Genomic DNA, 15624 nt, shown 5'->3' on the forward strand with positions numbered 1-15624 from the left:
ATAGCACTGCTAGATTTCGGAGCAATCATGATCACCACTCGCCGTATCGCCACCGCACTGTCGCTGATCGGGGCGGCGTTCATCCTCTACATCGGGATCAACTACCTGATCACTCCCGAGTCGATCGCCACCGGATTCGGGCTGCCCGAGTGGCCGACCGGTGACGCCGCGGCATTCATGAATCTGAAGGGCGTACGCGACACGGTCTGCGGGATCCTCCTCCTCGCGCTGCTGGCGCTCGGGCAGCGCTTCGCGCTGGGGGTCGTCATGCTCGTCGTCGCGCTGATCCCGATCGGTGATATGGCGACCGTGCTGGCCTACGACGGCTCCGCGGCAGCCGCCTTCGGGATCCACGGCCTCACGGCACTCCTTGTGGGCATCACCGGGCTGCTTCTCCTCCGCGAGTCCGCGGCATCCGCACCTGCTCCGGCATAACTGCCGAACATCGACCACTGCCAGCCGAAATTCGTAAGACTCAGGAGTTCGCCATGTCCGTTTCCATTCAGATCCTCGCCGCCGTCGCGGTTCTCGCCAATGCCGTCGTCTACGGCACCGATGTACTGGGCGCGCTGGTCATGCGGTCGGTCTATCGCCGGCTCGACGACGCCACCATGACGCTCAGCGCGGGCTGGGGGCATTACTACGCGGATTCGCGTATGCCGCCGGTCGGCGTCACCGGAGTGGTGGCGGCGTTGGGGGCAGCGGTCGTCGCCGCCCTGGCCGACGCTACCGGCGCCGCTGTTTCCGCCGGGCTCGCGGTCCTCGCCCTCGCTATTTGGCTCGTCCTCTATGTGCGGATCGCCAAGCCGATCAACGAGGCGCAGAAGGCCGCCGCTCGCTCCGGCGTGATCCCGCCGAATGCGCGTGCGCTGCAGGATCGGTGGGACAGCATTCTCTACCCCCGGGTGATCCTGCAGGCTCTTGCTCTGGTCGGGTTGCTCGCCACCTTGATCATTGCTTGAGTGCGACGTTTCCGGGTGGCCGGGCGGGACGGATGTCCGCCCGGCCACCGCGCCGGCAGGTGGGAGGTTCGCCCGGACCGGTCACTCGCCCGCCGGCACGATCCGCTCTGGTGCCGGCTCGACAAATTCCCGCATTGGAATAGCCTGCGCGGTGCACAGCGCGTATAGCTGCTGCATATCCGGTGAGTGCGCGCCGTTTCGCACCGTTGATCAGTGCTGATGGCGAGGCCGGTCGCGAGCTTCGGGGCGCCGGTGTCAGAGCACGATGACGTTCTTGCCGCGGGTATGGCCCGACTGGCCCGCGGCGAAGGCGTCGGCGACTTCCTCCAGGGAGAAGGTCGCCGTGACCGGGACCACGAGGTCGCCCTTGGCGGCGAGGTCGGCCAAGCGCTGTGTCTGGGTGCCGTCCGGGCGGACCCAGACCGCGTGGCCGCCGTGGTCGGTGACCGAGCCGTCGGCGATCGACGCGTGCCGGCCGTTCTCGGCGAGGACGGCCAGGGTGGTGTCGAGCTGGCCGCCGACGAAATCGGCCACTGCCTGCACGCCGTCGGGGGCCAGCGCGCGGATACGTTCGACCACGCCTTCGCCGTAGGCCACCGGTTCGGCACCGAGTTCGCGCAGGAAATCGTGGTTGCGTTCGGAGGCGGTCCCCAGGACGCGGGCGCCGCGCGCCCGGGCGATCTGGACGCCCAGGCTGCCCACCCCGCCGGCCGCGGCGTGGATGAGCACGGTGTCCTCACCGGTGACCCCGAGGAGATCGAGGGTGCGCAGGGCGGTACCGCCGGCCAGGGGCAGCGCCCCGGCCTGCTCCCAGGGCAGGTCCGCCGGTTTGCGGGCCACACGGGCCGCCGGGACGGCGACCAGTTCGGCGAAGGTGCCGTCTTGCAGGACGTCTTTTCGGGCGTAGGCCAGTACTTCGTCACCGACCTCGAACTCCGGGGTGTCGGTGCCCTTCTCGACCACGATCCCGGCGACATCCCAGCCCGGGATCACCGGGAAGATCGCATCGATCAGGCCGTCCAGCGCACCCGACATGAGCTTCCAGTCGACCGGATTCACCCCGGCCGCGCGCACCTCGATCAGTACCGACCCGGGAAAGACCTTGGGTTTCGGCAGGTCACGTACCCGGATATCGCTGTTGTCGGTGGTGTACCGGTCGTAGGTCGCTGCGCGCATAGTCCAGTCCTATCGGTTGCGGTCGTCATTGCGTGCAACGACGCGCCGCAAGCGATATTCCGGGGTCCGCGCGGCGGCGACCGGCCGGTGCGGAGGGTCCGCCGAGCCGGGCGACGCTGACCGGACTCGGGGACTTCCCGCTCAGCCCGCGGCCGCCGACCGGGGGCTGGTGCGGTTCAGGATGGCGGTCAGTTCATTGTTGAAATGGTCGATCCGCTCGATATTGCCCAGGTGGCCGGTGGGCCAGACCTGATAGTCGGGCCGGTGACCGGCCTCGACCATGGTGTCGGCGATGAGGCGCGACATCCGTTCGGGAAGCAGGCGGTCGTAACGGCCGGCGATGATCGTGGTGGGCACGGTCAGATTCGCCGCGGCCGCACCCAACTGCAGATCCGCCAGGATCGCGGCATGCCGGCCGCGGGCCAGCGGACGGCACGAACGCACGATGTTCAGGGCGAATTCGGCCTGCTCGGTGGTGGCGCCGCGGGCCATGATGCGTTCTTTCAGAATCTCGCGGGCCGCCCAGCCGCCGGGCAACGGGAGGGGGGTGGTGAGCAGGGACTCCGCGACGATCATCGGCAGCCGGATCGGCGAACCGAGCAGGCTCAACGGCTGTTTTCCCAGGCTGATCGGCTTGTTCAGCAGCGGCAGCAGATCGGTGTCGTAGCGGATATTGCCCGAGGTGGTGTTGGCCAGCACGACCGCCCGGGCCCGCCGTTGGACCTGCTGCGGATGGCGGGCGGCCCAGGCCTGGAGGGTGATACCGCCCATGCTGTGCCCTACCAGCAGGGCCTGCTGCCCCGGCCGCAGGGTCGCGTCCAGGACAGCGGCGAGATCGTCGGCGAGGGTGCGGTCGCCCAGCGGGGACCGGCCGAGGGTGCTGTCGCCGTGGCCGCGCTGGTCGTAGGCGATCACGCGGTAGCGATCGGCGAAGGCGTTGATCTGGGGGTGCCAGTACTCGATACAACAGCTCCAGCCGTGGATGAGCACGATCGGCTCGGCATCGGCGGGACCGTAGGAGTGCACGCGCAGGCGGGCGCCGTCGACAGTGGTGACGGGAACGATCTCGGGATGGGCGGCCGGCGCGTTGTAGTGGGCCGTTCGGAATCGGCGCGCGCGCAACGCTGCTCGGTACGGGGCGGTCAGAGCGCCTTGATGCGCCTGCGACAGCGCGGTTATCGATTTCACCAGCATCAGAACACTCCTTTGTGCCTGCTGACACGGTAACTCTGCAAGCTGGGTGCTTACAAGAGCAAGCGCCGTTCCGGTTCTCCTCATCCGGGATGTTGTCGATGTCCCGAATATCGGTGCGGCGCGGGGCACTGTTAGCTACATACTGCCCATTCGGCGGGGGTTCTATGCCTGTTCGATGCAGCCGCCGCCGGTTTCGATGCAACCGGAGCAAGCACCTCCGGTGGTTGTGGCGTCAACCTGCGAACCGCGACTACCGTGAAGGTCGTGAACGACTCGGACGCAGCCGGCCCGCGTGAGCTGATGGGCCCAGGGGTTCCGGAAGCGGCCGGGCCCGACAATGGTGCCGGGTTGTCCGGGTGGCGTGGACTGTTGCTGCCCGGCGCGGCGGCGGCCGCCGCCGCGGCGGCGGTGCTGTTGCTGCACGTCCGCGACCCGCATATCGAGGGCTCGTACGGGCTGTGCCCGGTCTATGCCCTGTTCGGTGTGTACTGCCCGGGTTGCGGGGGTATGCGCGCAGTACACAACCTGACCGAGGGACATATCGTCGATTCCCTGCACAGCAACCTGCTGGCGCTGCCGGTGCTGACGCTCTACGCGTTGTGGGTGGGTGATTGGGCGATCCGCGGGTGGCGCGGCGATGGACCGCGGCTGCCGGGGATCAGCAGCCTCACTATGTGGGTGCTGCTCGGCTCGATCGCCGTCTACACGGTGGTGCGCAATACCCCCTGGGGCACCTGGCTGACGCCGGTCTGACAGGACGAGGTTCGAATGCACGATTCACTCAAGGACCGGGTCCGCGACAAACTGCGGCGACAACTGACCGAGGACGGCCCGGAGGGTGCCGAACCGGAGGACCCACGGCTCATCTCGGTGGTCTCCGACCTCGAGGCATTGAACAGCGTCGCCGAGGACGATCCGCTCGTCGAACAGCTCGCGGGCCGCTACCTCGTATTCTGACCCGCGCTCCCGCCGAACGGCGGCAGCTGCGGTAGCGGTTCGGCATAGAGCCATTCCTGCCACAGTGGCTGCAGGGGCGTCACGCTGTAGTGGCCGACCAGATCGGTGAACTCCTCGGTGGAGACCGAACCGTGCCGGTGGCGGGCGGTCCAGTCGCGGATGAGCCGGAAGAACGCGGTATCACCCAACTCCAGCCGCAGTGCGTGGAGAGTGAGGGCGCCGCGTTTGTAGACCCGGTCGTCGAACATCAGCTCGGGCCCCGGATCACCGACCACGATGTTCTGCGGTTCCCGGCGCAGGGTGTGCCAGGCCGCGCGGGCGAGCTGGTCGGCGCTGGGCCCGTGCGCGGCCTCCGACCAGATCCACTCCGCGTAGCAGGCGAAACCCTCGTGCAACCAGATATCGCACCAATGCTGGATGGTGAGGCTGTTGCCGAACCACTGATGGGCGAGCTCGTGCGCGACCAGGCGTTCGGCGCCGCGGCGACCGTCGCAGTGATTGGCGCCGAAGACGGAGATGCCCTGGGCCTCGATCGGGATCTCGAGTTCGTCCTCGGTGACCACGACCGAATAGCTCCGGAACGGATACGGGCCGAACAGCTCGCTGAACACCGACATCATCTCGGGTTGCCGGGCGAAATCGTGGTCGAAGGCCGCGCGTAGCGATGTCGGGATCACGGCATGGATCGGGACGGGCGTGCGCCGGTCGGTGAGCTGATGTCTGCGGTAGCGTCCGATCTGCACGGTGGCCAGATAGCTCGCCATCGGCTCGGTCTGTTCGTAGACCCACGTGGTCTGACCGGCTTTGACCTGCTTACCGACCAGCTCGCCGTTGGCGAGGGTGAAGTACGGGGTGTCGGTGGTGATCGAGATCCGGTAGCTCGCCTTGGAGCTGGGATGGTCGTCGCAGGGGAACCAGGACGCGGCGCCGTTGGGCTGGCTGGCCACCAGCGACCCCTCGGTCAGTTCCTCCCAGCCGACCTCGCCCCAGGGCCCGCGCACCGGTTTCGGGGCGCCCGCGTACTGCACGACCAGTTGCAGGATCCCGCCTGCCGGTATCCGCTCGCGCGGGGTGACGGTGAGTTTGCCGCGCTGATGGGTGTACTTACCGGCTTTGCCGCCGTTTACCAGTACCTTCGACACCGCCAGGGCCTGGGACAGGTCGAGGGAGAAGCGGGGGCGTTCGGCGGTGGTGACGGCGGTGATGACCGCTCGCCCGGCGAGCCGGTTACTGGCCACCTTGTAATTCAGGTCCAGTTCGTATCGCGATACCCGATAGCCCCGGTTCCCGTTCTGAGGGAGGTAGTCGTCGATGGGGGCGTCATAGAACCTGCTCCCCATCAGCTGTCCGCGTCCTCGTCGGCCGGATCGGATTCGAGGTCGGTCGCCGGGCCGGCCCAGGGGGCGATGGGGTTCCCCCACCATCTGGTGGAGGCCGGGACGGTGTCGCCGCGCATCACCAGCGAGGCCGGGCCGATGGTGGCGCCCGCGCCGAGGGTCGCGGCGGGCAGGGCGACGCAGTGCGGCCCGAGGGTGGCGCCGGCCTCCAGAGTCACGGTGTCCATGGCCATGATGCGGTCGTGGAACAGGTGGGTCTGCACCACGCAGCCGCGTTCCACGGTCGCGCCGTCACCGAGTGTCACCAGGTCCGCCTCCGGAAGCCAATAGGATTCGCACCATACCCCGGTGCCGATCTTCGCGCCGAGCGCGCGCAGCCAGAGATTCAGTACGGGCGTACCGGTTGCCGCACGGGCGAACCAGGGCGCCGCGACGGTCTCCACGAACGCGTCCGACACCTCGTTACGCCAGACGAACGAACTCCACAGCGGATGCTCATCGGCCCGGATCCGCCCGACCAGCACCCATTTCGCGGTGACCGCGCTCGCGCAGGCCACCGCGCCCGCGACCATGAGCACCACCCCGGACAGCAGCGCCGCCACCGGATAGCCGAAACGATCGGCCAGCCGGGCCAGCACCAACAGGACTCCGAGACCGATGGCGAAGGTCACCACGACCGCGGCGAGCCGGCAGGTCTCGAAGGCGCCCCGGAACACGCGCAGCCGCAGCGGCGGGTCGAAGGTGCGGTCGGTATCGGCGGTCCCCGCGGCCCGGCGCAACCGGACCGGCGGGCTGCCCAGCCACGACGAGCCGGCCTTCGCCTTGGTCGGCGCCGCCGACAGCACCGCGACCAGTCCGTTCTTCGGAACCCGCCGGCCGGGTGCGGCCATTCCGGAGTTGCCGAGGAACGCGCGTTTGCCCACCTTCGCCTCGCCGATGTGCAGCCAGCCGCCACCGAGCTCGTAACCGGCGACCATGGTGTCGTCGGCGAGGAAGGCGCCGTCGGCGACGGTGGTGAACTTGGGTAGCAGCAGCACCGTGGAGGCTTCGACCCGTTTGCCCACTTTCGCGCCCAGCAGCCGTAACCAGATCGGGGTGAGCAGCGAGGCGTAGAGGGGGAACAGGAAGGTGCGGGCCGAGTCCAGCAGGCGTTCGGTGGCCCAGACCTGCCAGCCGACCCGGCTGCGCACCGGATGGTAACCCTCGGTGAGTCCGATACTGAGCAGCCGGACCGCGACGACCGTCGCGACCGCATAGACCACCAGGCTGAAGCCGGTGGCGACCGGTAGCCACAGGAAGGCGGGCAGCAGGGCGTCCGCGAAATCCGCGGTGTCCCGAATACCCCAGGCGATCACGGCCAGACCCGCCGCGAGCCCGAACAGCGGCAGTGCCCCCAGCCCCAGCGAACCGACGCCGAAGGCCAGCACCCAGTGCACCGCCCGCTCCGGTGTCTCCGCGGGCCAGCGGTGCCGGGCCTTCCCGACCTTCACCGCCGGTGAACCCGCCCATTCCTGACCGGCCTTCACCTTGCCGGACACCGCCGAGCCCGCCGCGATCACCGCGTCGCGGCCGATCCGCGTACCGGGCAGCAGCACCGACCGGGCGCCCACCACCGCGCCCCGGCCGACCACGACCGAGCCGATGTGCACGGTATCGCCGTCGATCCAGTACCCGGACAGGTCGACCTCGGGTTCGACACTGCAGCCGTCACGTAGTTCGAGCATGCCGGTCACCGGCGGCAGCGTGTGCAGATCCACGCCTCTGCCCACCTTCGCGCCGAGGGCGCGCGCGAACGGCACCATCCACGGTGCTCCGGAAAGGTTCTCCGCCCCGCTGGCCTCCGACAGCCGCACCGCGGCCCACAGCCGCAGGTGTACCGAACCGCCGCGTGGGTAGCTGCCCGGTCGCACTCCCGCCAGCAGGGTCCGGGCGCCCATCACGCAGATCGCCATCCGGCCGAGCGGGGTGATGAAGACCAGGAACAACAGTGCGGTCCACCACCACGACAGGCGCGGCAGCCAGGGCAGCACCTCGAACCATCCCGCCACTCCGGAGGCCACGGCCAGCCAGGTGACCCATTGCAGGCCGGTCAGCGTCGTCAGGGCGATGGTGGCCAGCACCTGGATCCCCTGCGCGGCCGGCGGGGTGGGGCGGACCTCGCGTGCCTCGGTGACAGCGGCCGGGCCGCTCTGCTCGAGTAGCTCGGTGAGCGCGCCGAGGCGGGGGTGGTCGTACACATCGGCCACCGTGACCCGCGGGTATCGCGCCCGCAGTCCGGTGACCAGCTGCGCCGCCGACAGCGAACCACCGCCGAGTGCGAAGAAATCGGCATCGGCGCCGGTGATCTCGGCGCCGAGTACGTCGGTCCACAGTTGCGCGACCCAGGCTGCGGTGCCGGTGAGCCCGTGATCGGTTCCACCGGCGGCGTCGGCGAGAGGCCAGGGCAGCGCGTCCCGGTCGACCTTGCCCGAGGTGCGGGTCGGCAATTCCGGGACGACCACCAGCCGGGGGATCAGCGGCGCCGGGAGCTGTCCGGCGAGCCGGGCGCGCGCGGCGGTGAGGTCGTAGTCCTCGGTGACACCGGTGAGGTATCCGATCAGCACCTGCGCACCGGTCGCCGTGGCCCGGACCGCGGCGGCCGCGCCGCCGACTCCCGGCAGGTGCTGGAGCGCGTTGTCGATCTCGCCGAGTTCGATCCGGCGGCCGCCGATCTTGACCTGGTCGTCGGCCCGGCCGAGGAAGATCAGCCCGGCCTCTTCGTTGCGCACCAGGTCGCCGCTGCGGTAGGCGCGGTCCCAGCCCAGCGTGGGCAGGGGCGCGTACTTCTCGGCATCCTTCGCTGGGTCGAGGTAGCGGGCCAGCCCGACCCCGCCGATCACCAGTTCCCCGGTCTCGCCTTCGCCGACCGGTTCGCCGTCGGCGTCGACCACCGCCAGATCCCAGCCGTCCAGCGGGAGACCGATCCGTACCGGCCCGGTGCTGTCGAGCAGTGCGGCACAGGCGACCACGGTGGCCTCGGTGGGGCCGTAGGTGTTCCACACCTCGCGGTCGGGGTCGGCGAGACGTTCGGCCAGCTCCGGCGGCACCGCCTCACCGCCGAAGATGAACAACCGGACCGATTCCAGGGCCTCGGCGGGCCAGGTCGCGGCCAGGGTCGGGACGGTGGACACCACGGTGATGCCCTGCCGGACCAGCCACGGGCCGAGATCGGCGCCGGTGCGCACCAGCGCACGCGGCGCGGGGACCAGGCAGGCGCCGTGCCGCCAGGCCAGCCACATCTCCTCGCAGGACGCGTCGAAAGCGACCGAGAGGCCCGCCAGCACGCGGTCGCCGGGACCCAGCGGCGCGTCCCGGAGGAACATGCGGGCCTCGGCGTCGACGAAAGCGGCCGCGTTGCGGTGGGTCACCGCGACACCCTTGGGTGTACCCGTGGAACCCGAGGTGAAAATGATCCAGGCATCGTCGTCCACCGTGGGCGCCGGGTCGGGTCGCCCGTCGACGGCTGCCGCGACGTCCGAACGCTCGCCGACCGGCTGGATGCCGTCCGCCGTCACCACGGCCGTCACCCGGGCCTCGGTGAACACCAGCTCCGCCCGCTCGTCGGGATCGTCGGCGTCCACCGGGACGTAGGCCGCGCCGGCGTGCAGCACCGCCAGGATCGTGAGGTAGAGCTCCCAGGTGCCCGAGGGCATCCGCACGCCCACCCGGTCACCGCGACCCACCCCGGCGGCGGCCAGTTCGCGGACCGAGCTCTCGAGTTCGGTGCGCAACTCCGCGTAGGTGAGGGTGCGGTCCGCCGTGGCGATCGCGGGCGCGTCGGGATGTCGCGCGGCCGTCGCGGCGACGATATCGACCAGGGTGCGCGCCGGGGGCGCGGCCTCGGCCCGCCGTAGCGCGCTCTCCGCATGCACCTGCGCCCGCATCTGTCCGGCCCACCTTCCATCGCCCAGCCGACGGACTGGTTCTCTCATACGAGGGTTACCGCACGGCAAACAGCGGTCGACCGGGTGAACAGACTACTCGGCGACGGGTAACACCCGATGTCGGCGGGCGGGGGGAGGGCGGTTACTCCACGTCGTCGGCGAGCAGGGTCGGGCGGTAGTACCGGCCGTTGTAATAGAGCAGCGGGGCCGCGGACGCTTCGTCGCCGGTGTCGTCATGCACACGGACCACCCGGCCGACCACGAAGGTGTGATCGCCGATCGGGATGAGCTGCTCCACGGTGGTGCGCAGCCACAGCGGGGTCCCGTGCAGGACCGGTTCGCCGGTGTCCAGGGCGCTCCACAGGGCGGGGTCGCTGAACCGGTGTGCGGCGGTACGGGCGAAACGCTGGGCCAGGTGACGCTGGTGCTCGCCGAGGAAATGGATCACCACGGACTCTGCCGCGGTCAATGCCTCCAGGCTGGAGGATGTGTGACTGATATTGAACGAGACCAGCGGTGGGTCCAGGGACAGCGAGGCGAACGAGGTCGCCGTGAAACCCACCGGACCGGCTGCCGAGTCGAGCGTCACGATGGTGACGCCGGACGGGTAGTGGCGCATCGACGCGCGGTACTGCTCGGCGGTGATACCGCTGAGGTCGTCGGGGATCCGGATTCCGGTCTCGGGCCGTGGTGCTTCGGTCACCTCGCCGACGCTACGCCCGGAACGGCCCGTCGCGGCGGCCCGGTCCACTGTCCGGGAGGCTGGTGACCGGGGTCAGTCCACGTCGAGAGACAGGCCCGCGGTGATCCGCAGCAGCTCGGTGTAGGAGGTGCGGAAGACTGTTCCCGGACTGCCACCGGCGGCCCACAGTTCGCGATGACCCGCCAGTCGCGAATCCACCCAGGTGGGCAGATTCGCCGGATGGCCGATGGGCGCCACACTGCCCGGCAGCTGCCCGGTATAGCGCACCACCAGATGCGGTGGGGCGGGAATCAGCGCGCCCTCGAGGCGCGCGCCGGTTCGTTCCGGATCCACCTGGTGCGCCGCCGAGACGAGCAGCAGGATCGGCTCGTCGCCGAGTAGGAAGACCTCCGAATGCACGAGCGCCCCGAGCTCCACCTCCATCGCCTCGGCGGTCTCCGCGGGACCGGTCGCCGATTCCGGCGCGGTGACGATCAACCCGTGGTGACCACGGGCGATCAAAGTATCCGAGACCCGGCAGGTTATCTGTGGAAGCGACCTGCGCATGGGCACAGGGTAGAGCGATACACGGTGTCCCGCGCGGCTTTCCCCACTCACCGGACGAGGTCTTCTCGCTCCCCCGGCCGGGCCGGTGAGCCGCGGGCGGTCCGGTACCCGGCGCCCGACGCGCCCCTTAGGCTGGGCAGATGACAGATTGGCAGGCTTTCACCGTCGAAACCGACGATCACGTCGCCCGGGTGACCCTCACCGGGCCGGGTAAAGGTAATGCGATGGGCCCGGATTTCTGGCGGGAGCTGCCGGAGATCTTCCACGGCCTCGACGCCGACCCCGAGGTCCGGGCGATCGTGCTCACCGGTTCCGGGAAGCACTTCTCCTACGGCCTGGATCTGCCCGCCATGAGCGGCACCTTCGGTCCGCTGATGGCCGACCGCGCGCTGGCCGCCCCGCGGACCGATTTCCTCGCCGATATCCGGCGCCTGCAGGCCTCGATCACCGCCGTCGCCGAATGCCGCAAACCGGTGATCGCCGCGGTCTCCGGCTGGTGCATCGGCGGCGGCCTGGATCTGATCGCCGCCGCCGATATCCGCTACGCCAGCGCGGAAGCGAAATTCAGCCTGCGCGAGGCGAAGGTCGCCATCGTGGCCGACGTGGGTTCGCTACAGCGGCTGCCTGGGATCATCTCGGAGGGCCACCTGCGGGAACTGGCCTTCACGGCCAAGGACATCGACGCGGCCCGGGCAGAGAAGATCGGTCTGGTCAACGATGTCTTCGCCGACCAGGAGGCGGTAATGGAGGCCGCCCATGCCACCGCCCGCGAGATCGCCGCGAACCCGCCGCTCGTGGTCCAAGGCGTGAAAGACGTACTGGGACAGCGTAATTCCGCAGCGGTAGCCGAAGGCCTGCGCTACGTCTCGGCCTGGAACGCCGCCTTCCTGCCCTCCGAGGACCTGACCGAAGCCATCCAGGCGGTCTTCGAGAAGCGCACCCCGGAATACAAGGGCCGCTGAACTGTGTTTATTCTGCGGCGCCTGCGGCGCCGCGGGGTCGAGGCCCCCTTGGTGGCCTCGACCCTTTGTGGGCCTCGCCGAACTCGGCACCGAAAGAGTCCACCTGTTCGTGAAGGTGTCCAGACCCCAGGGCGCCGGTGCGGTCGAGTCGGCATCCAACCCGGACATCGGATGCCGACGCAACCGCATGTGTCGAGTTTTGCGAGACACCTGAAAGGGTTGAGGCCCGTCTCGCCGTTTCGGCCTCGAAGCGCATGCGCCGCAGGCGCGAGTCTCGAGGCCGAAACGGCGAGACACAAGGGGGCCTCGACCCCGCGCGCGCCAGCGCGCCAAAAACACAGCACCTTCGCGAGCAAGCTCGGCTTCCCCGCCTTCGCGAGTGAGCCGGCCTCCAGCCGTCACGGGCAGTCCGCCCTCGCCAGGGATGCGCCACCTCGCCTTTCGCGGGTGAGCGTGCCACCCCCACCCCTACTGGGGCGTGCATGCTCACCCGTCGGCAGAACCCCTGTGCCGGCAAGGCATCACCGACTTCATGAACCAAGCCGGCTCGCAGGAGTTCCGCCCGCCGGGCCTCAGTGCCCTTGTTCTTCCAAGCGCTTGAAGGACGCCTGGATCTCGGCTTCGGCGTCCGCCCGGCCCACCCATTCCGAGCCCTTGACGAACTTGCCGGGCTCGAGGTCCTTGTACCGCTCGAAGAAGTGCTTGATGGCGGCCAGTTCGAATTCCGGGACGTCGCCGAGGTCCTGGATGTGGTCCCACCGGGGGTCACCGGCGGGAACGCAGAGGATCTTGTCGTCGCCGCCGGCCTCGTCGGTCATTTTGTACATGGCGACGGGACGCGCCTCGACGATGACGCCCGGGAAGACCGAATCGGGCAGCAGGACGAGGGCGTCCAGGGGGTCGCCGTCCTCTCCGAGCGTGTTCTCGATGTAGCCGTAGTCGGCCGGGTAGGCCATGGAGGTGAACAGGAACCGGTCGAGGCGCACGCGCCCGGTTTCGTGATCGACCTCGTATTTGTTGCGTGAACCCTTGGGGATCTCGATGGTGACGTCGAATTCCACGCCAGCTCCTTTCGCTGCTTGCACGATGCGCCGTGGTGGCCGGCCTCGCCGACGCACCCGGTTGTTCGCCGAGAACGGTAGCCGAACACCGATATTGTTGTCGGCGGGCACATGGGTTCAGCGGGGGCTCGGGTGTGATAGTCGGGGACAAGGGAGAAGACGGGCGACGTGGTGGTGCAGGGCGGCAGCGGTAGGTATGGTTCGGCCTCGCGCCGGCGCCGCGGCGTACGGACATGGCTGATCATCGTGCTGGTGGTGCTGGCCGGGGCGGTGGCGGTGGCCGCGGTGATCCTGAAACCGTGGACGCCGGAGTTCCGGCACGGGGGGCTCACCATCGCCGCGCCACCCGCGCCGGCCACCGTGTCCCCGGAGGTGGCCCCGGCTCCCGATACCGCGCCCGCGCCGAGCGCTGCGGGTGTCGCGGCGGCGCTGGGTCCCGTGGTCGCCAGTCCCGATCTCGGTGGTTTCGCCGGGTCGGTCACCGATGCCGCCAGTGGCACGGTGTTGTGGAGTGAGCGCGCCGACGAGCCGCGGGTGCCCTCGTCGACCGCCAAGATCATGACCACCGCGGCGGCGTTGCTCACCCTGCCCGCCGATCAGCGCGTGCACACCAAGGTCGTTGCGGGTTCGGCGCCCAATGAGATCGTGCTGGTGGCCGCGGGAGATCCCACGCTCACCGCCCAGCCGGGCGGACAGGGTTACTACCCGGGCGCGGCCAGTCTGCTGGATCTGGCCGCCCAGGTGCGCAACGCGGATATCCGGGCCGACACGATCCTGGTGGACACCTCCGTCTATTCGGGCGAGACCATGGCCCGCGGCTGGGATCCGATCGATATCCCCGGCGGTTCCATCGCACCGCTGGAATCGGTGATGCTCGACGGCGGCCGGCTCGATCCGGCGGGCGAGTACTCGCCGCGGTCGGGGACTCCGGCACTGGATGTGGGCCGGCGGCTGGCCACCGAACTCGGTCTCGACCCGGCCAGGGTGCGCGTGGGCACGGCACCGCAGGGCACCAAACGGCTGGGCGAGGTCGCTTCGGCGCCGCTGCGCGACCGGCTGCGCGACATGATGGTGTATTCGGACAATGTGCTGGCCGAGACCATCGGCCGGGAGGTCGCCCAGGCCACCGGGCGGCCGATGTCGTTCGAGGGGGCGGCGGCCGCGGTGGCGGCGGTGCTGGCCGAGCACGGTTTCGATATGACCGGTGTGACGATGTTCGACTGCAGTGGGCTCTCGGTGGACGACCGGATCCCGGCCCGGCTGCTGAACCAGATCATCAATACCGCGGCCGGTCCGGAACCGGACGCCGAGCCCACCACCTCCGCGCCCGCCCCGCTGGCGCCGCCGCTGGGTGCCGGCGCGGGCCGGCAGCAGCAGCCGGAACCGACCGCGGCCACGCTCACGAGCCGTTTGGTGCCGATGCTGGACTACCTGCCGGTCGCGGGTGGTACCGGCTCGTTGAGCAGCCGATATGTCACGCAGAATCAGGGCGGCGCCGGCTGGGTGCGCGCCAAGACCGGAACATTGTCGGTGGCCAGTACGTTGGCTGGTTACGTGCTGGATCGTGACGGCCGGGTCCTGACTTTCACTCTGATGTCGAGCGATCGGCCCCCGGAGATCAGTCGGCCCGCTCTGGACGCCGTCGCGACCACATTGCGCAACTGTGGATGTTCCTGACGGCTGGAGGGCGCATGACGATTCGACAAGGTCCCGATGGGCCCGGCGCCCGGACAGTGGCCGAGAACGGCTCCGGGGCGAAGCGACGCACTTTCTCGGGCTCGGTGGACTGGCGCTGGGCGGCCCGTACCGGGGCCGCGCTGGTACCGGCCGGGCCCCGTGCCTCCCGGCCCTTCGCGGAGCAGGCGGTGGCAGAGCTCGGCGAGGCGTCGGTGCTGGCCGAGGCTCCCGTGCGAGCGGTGACCGGCCTGCTCGACGATCAGCCGGTGCCCGCGGCCCGGATCGTGGACCGGCCCGGCTGGATCGGGGCCGCGGCCGATTCCATGGCCCAGCTGACCGGTACCGGGACCACCGATCGGTCCGGCCTGTTCACCGGTAAACCGGCCGGGGTGCAGGTGGGCGCCATGCTGGCGTTCCTGTCCACCGCCATCCTGGGCCAGTACGACCCGTTCACCGGTCCGGACGGCACCTTGCTGCTGGTGGCTCCGAATATCGTGGGCGTCGAGCGTGCGCTCGCGGTGCCGCCGGCCGATTTCCGGCTGTGGGTCTGCCTGCACGAGGTGTGCCATCGGGTCCAGTTCTCGGCGTCGCCGTGGCTGGCCGGGTACATGCGCGACAACGTCGAGGTACTCGGCGAGATCGGTGACGAGGCGACTTCGGAGATGCTGTCCCGGTTGCTCACGGAGGTGAAGCTGCGGCGTAGCGGTCAGGCCTCCGACGACCCCGCATCGCGCGGCGTGGTGGGCCTGCTGCGGGCCACGCAGCCGCCGGAGCAGCGGGCGGCATTGGACCGGCTGCTGCTGCTCGGCACCCTGCTGGAGGGGCACGCCGATCATGTGATGGACGCGGTGGGCCCGAGTGTGGTGCCTTCGGTCGAGCAGATCCGGACGGCGTTCGACAAACGCCGTACCCGGCCCGCGAACCCGGTGCAGCGGCTGCTGCGCGCACTGCTCGGTATCGACGCGAAGGTGGCGCAGTACGTGCGCGGGAAGGCCTTCGTCGACGAGGTGGTGAACACGGTGGGGATGGAACGGTTCAACGTGGTGTGGACAGACGCCGATACGCTGCCGCGCACCGACGAGATCGACGAACCGCGGCGCTGGATCGCCCGCGTCCTGGACTGAGC

Annotated in this window: 14 protein-coding genes; 7 read left to right on the forward strand and 7 right to left on the reverse strand. The window is 69.7% G+C overall.

Annotated features, from left to right (window positions below; translation table 11 throughout):
• Positions 1–27 precede the first annotated feature (27 nt).
• The gene (locus tag ON38_RS01565) at positions 28–435 is read left to right on the forward strand and encodes a DUF4267 domain-containing protein (protein WP_245563845.1); all 408 of its coding nucleotides are present in this window, start codon (positions 28–30) and stop codon (positions 433–435) included.
• 53 nt (positions 436–488) lie between these two features.
• Complete coding sequence (locus tag ON38_RS01570) at positions 489–962, forward strand: hypothetical protein (protein ID WP_039821740.1); 474 nt, start codon at positions 489–491, stop codon at positions 960–962.
• Between the two features lie 255 nt (positions 963–1217).
• Here the strand turns inward: ON38_RS01570 and ON38_RS01575 are convergent, their stop codons facing one another.
• Together ON38_RS01575 and ON38_RS01580 are read right to left on the reverse strand one after the other, a co-directional pair.
• Complete coding sequence (locus ON38_RS01575; RefSeq protein WP_039821741.1) at positions 1218–2138, reverse strand: NADP-dependent oxidoreductase; 921 nt, start codon at positions 2136–2138, stop codon at positions 1218–1220.
• A 141-nt stretch (positions 2139–2279) separates the two neighbouring features.
• The gene (locus tag ON38_RS01580; protein WP_039821743.1) at positions 2280–3332 is read right to left on the reverse strand and encodes an alpha/beta fold hydrolase; all 1053 of its coding nucleotides are present in this window, start codon (positions 3330–3332) and stop codon (positions 2280–2282) included.
• Positions 3333–3596: 264 nt separating this feature from the next.
• Here ON38_RS01580 and ON38_RS01585 point away from each other — a divergent pair, with 264 nt between their 5' ends.
• Positions 3597–4085, forward strand: coding sequence for a DUF2752 domain-containing protein (locus tag ON38_RS01585; RefSeq protein ID WP_245563849.1), 489 nt, complete (start codon positions 3597–3599; stop codon positions 4083–4085).
• A gap of 15 nt (positions 4086–4100) precedes the next feature.
• Entirely contained in the window at positions 4101–4289 is a 189-nt protein-coding gene (locus tag ON38_RS01590) for a hypothetical protein (RefSeq protein WP_039821744.1), read from the forward strand.
• Here ON38_RS01590 and ON38_RS01595 read toward each other — a convergent pair.
• From ON38_RS01595 to ON38_RS01610, 4 genes are all read right to left on the reverse strand, one after another.
• Positions 4274–5629, reverse strand: coding sequence for a M1 family metallopeptidase (locus ON38_RS01595; RefSeq protein ID WP_039821746.1), 1356 nt, complete (start codon positions 5627–5629; stop codon positions 4274–4276). The two genes, ON38_RS01590 and ON38_RS01595, sit on opposite strands and share 16 nt — an antisense overlap.
• Complete coding sequence (locus ON38_RS01600; RefSeq protein WP_039821748.1) at positions 5629–9549, reverse strand: Pls/PosA family non-ribosomal peptide synthetase; 3921 nt, start codon at positions 9547–9549, stop codon at positions 5629–5631. Before ON38_RS01600 ends, ON38_RS01595 begins: the two co-directional genes overlap by 1 nt.
• Before the next feature lie 142 nt (positions 9550–9691).
• Positions 9692–10252: a flavin reductase family protein gene (locus ON38_RS01605; protein ID WP_039821966.1), complete on the reverse strand. Its 561-nt coding sequence runs from the start codon at positions 10250–10252 to the stop codon at positions 9692–9694.
• 72 nt (positions 10253–10324) lie between these two features.
• Positions 10325–10798 (reverse strand): YbaK/EbsC family protein, encoded by a 474-nt coding sequence (locus ON38_RS01610; RefSeq protein WP_039821750.1) that lies wholly within the window; start codon positions 10796–10798, stop codon positions 10325–10327.
• Positions 10799–10938: 140 nt separating this feature from the next.
• On the opposite strand from ON38_RS01610, the gene ON38_RS01615 reads away from it, so the two are divergent.
• The gene (locus tag ON38_RS01615; protein WP_039821752.1) at positions 10939–11760 is read left to right on the forward strand and encodes a crotonase/enoyl-CoA hydratase family protein; all 822 of its coding nucleotides are present in this window, start codon (positions 10939–10941) and stop codon (positions 11758–11760) included.
• A gap of 572 nt (positions 11761–12332) precedes the next feature.
• Here the strand turns inward: ON38_RS01615 and ON38_RS01620 are convergent.
• Positions 12333–12821 (reverse strand): inorganic diphosphatase, encoded by a 489-nt coding sequence (locus ON38_RS01620; protein ID WP_039821754.1) that lies wholly within the window; start codon positions 12819–12821, stop codon positions 12333–12335.
• 171 nt (positions 12822–12992) lie between these two features.
• On the opposite strand from ON38_RS01620, the gene ON38_RS01625 reads away from it, so the two are divergent.
• The gene (locus tag ON38_RS01625) at positions 12993–14498 is read left to right on the forward strand and encodes a D-alanyl-D-alanine carboxypeptidase/D-alanyl-D-alanine-endopeptidase (RefSeq protein ID WP_039821967.1); all 1506 of its coding nucleotides are present in this window, start codon (positions 12993–12995) and stop codon (positions 14496–14498) included.
• Between the two features lie 14 nt (positions 14499–14512).
• Complete coding sequence (locus ON38_RS01630) at positions 14513–15622, forward strand: Rv3626c family coenzyme F420 biosynthesis-associated protein (protein WP_083872099.1); 1110 nt, start codon at positions 14513–14515, stop codon at positions 15620–15622.
• Positions 15623–15624 lie beyond the last annotated feature (2 nt).

Origin of the sequence: Nocardia testacea NBRC 100365 (assembly GCF_000308775.1) — a bacterium.
Lineage (GTDB): Bacteria > Actinomycetota > Actinomycetes > Mycobacteriales > Mycobacteriaceae > Nocardia > Nocardia testacea.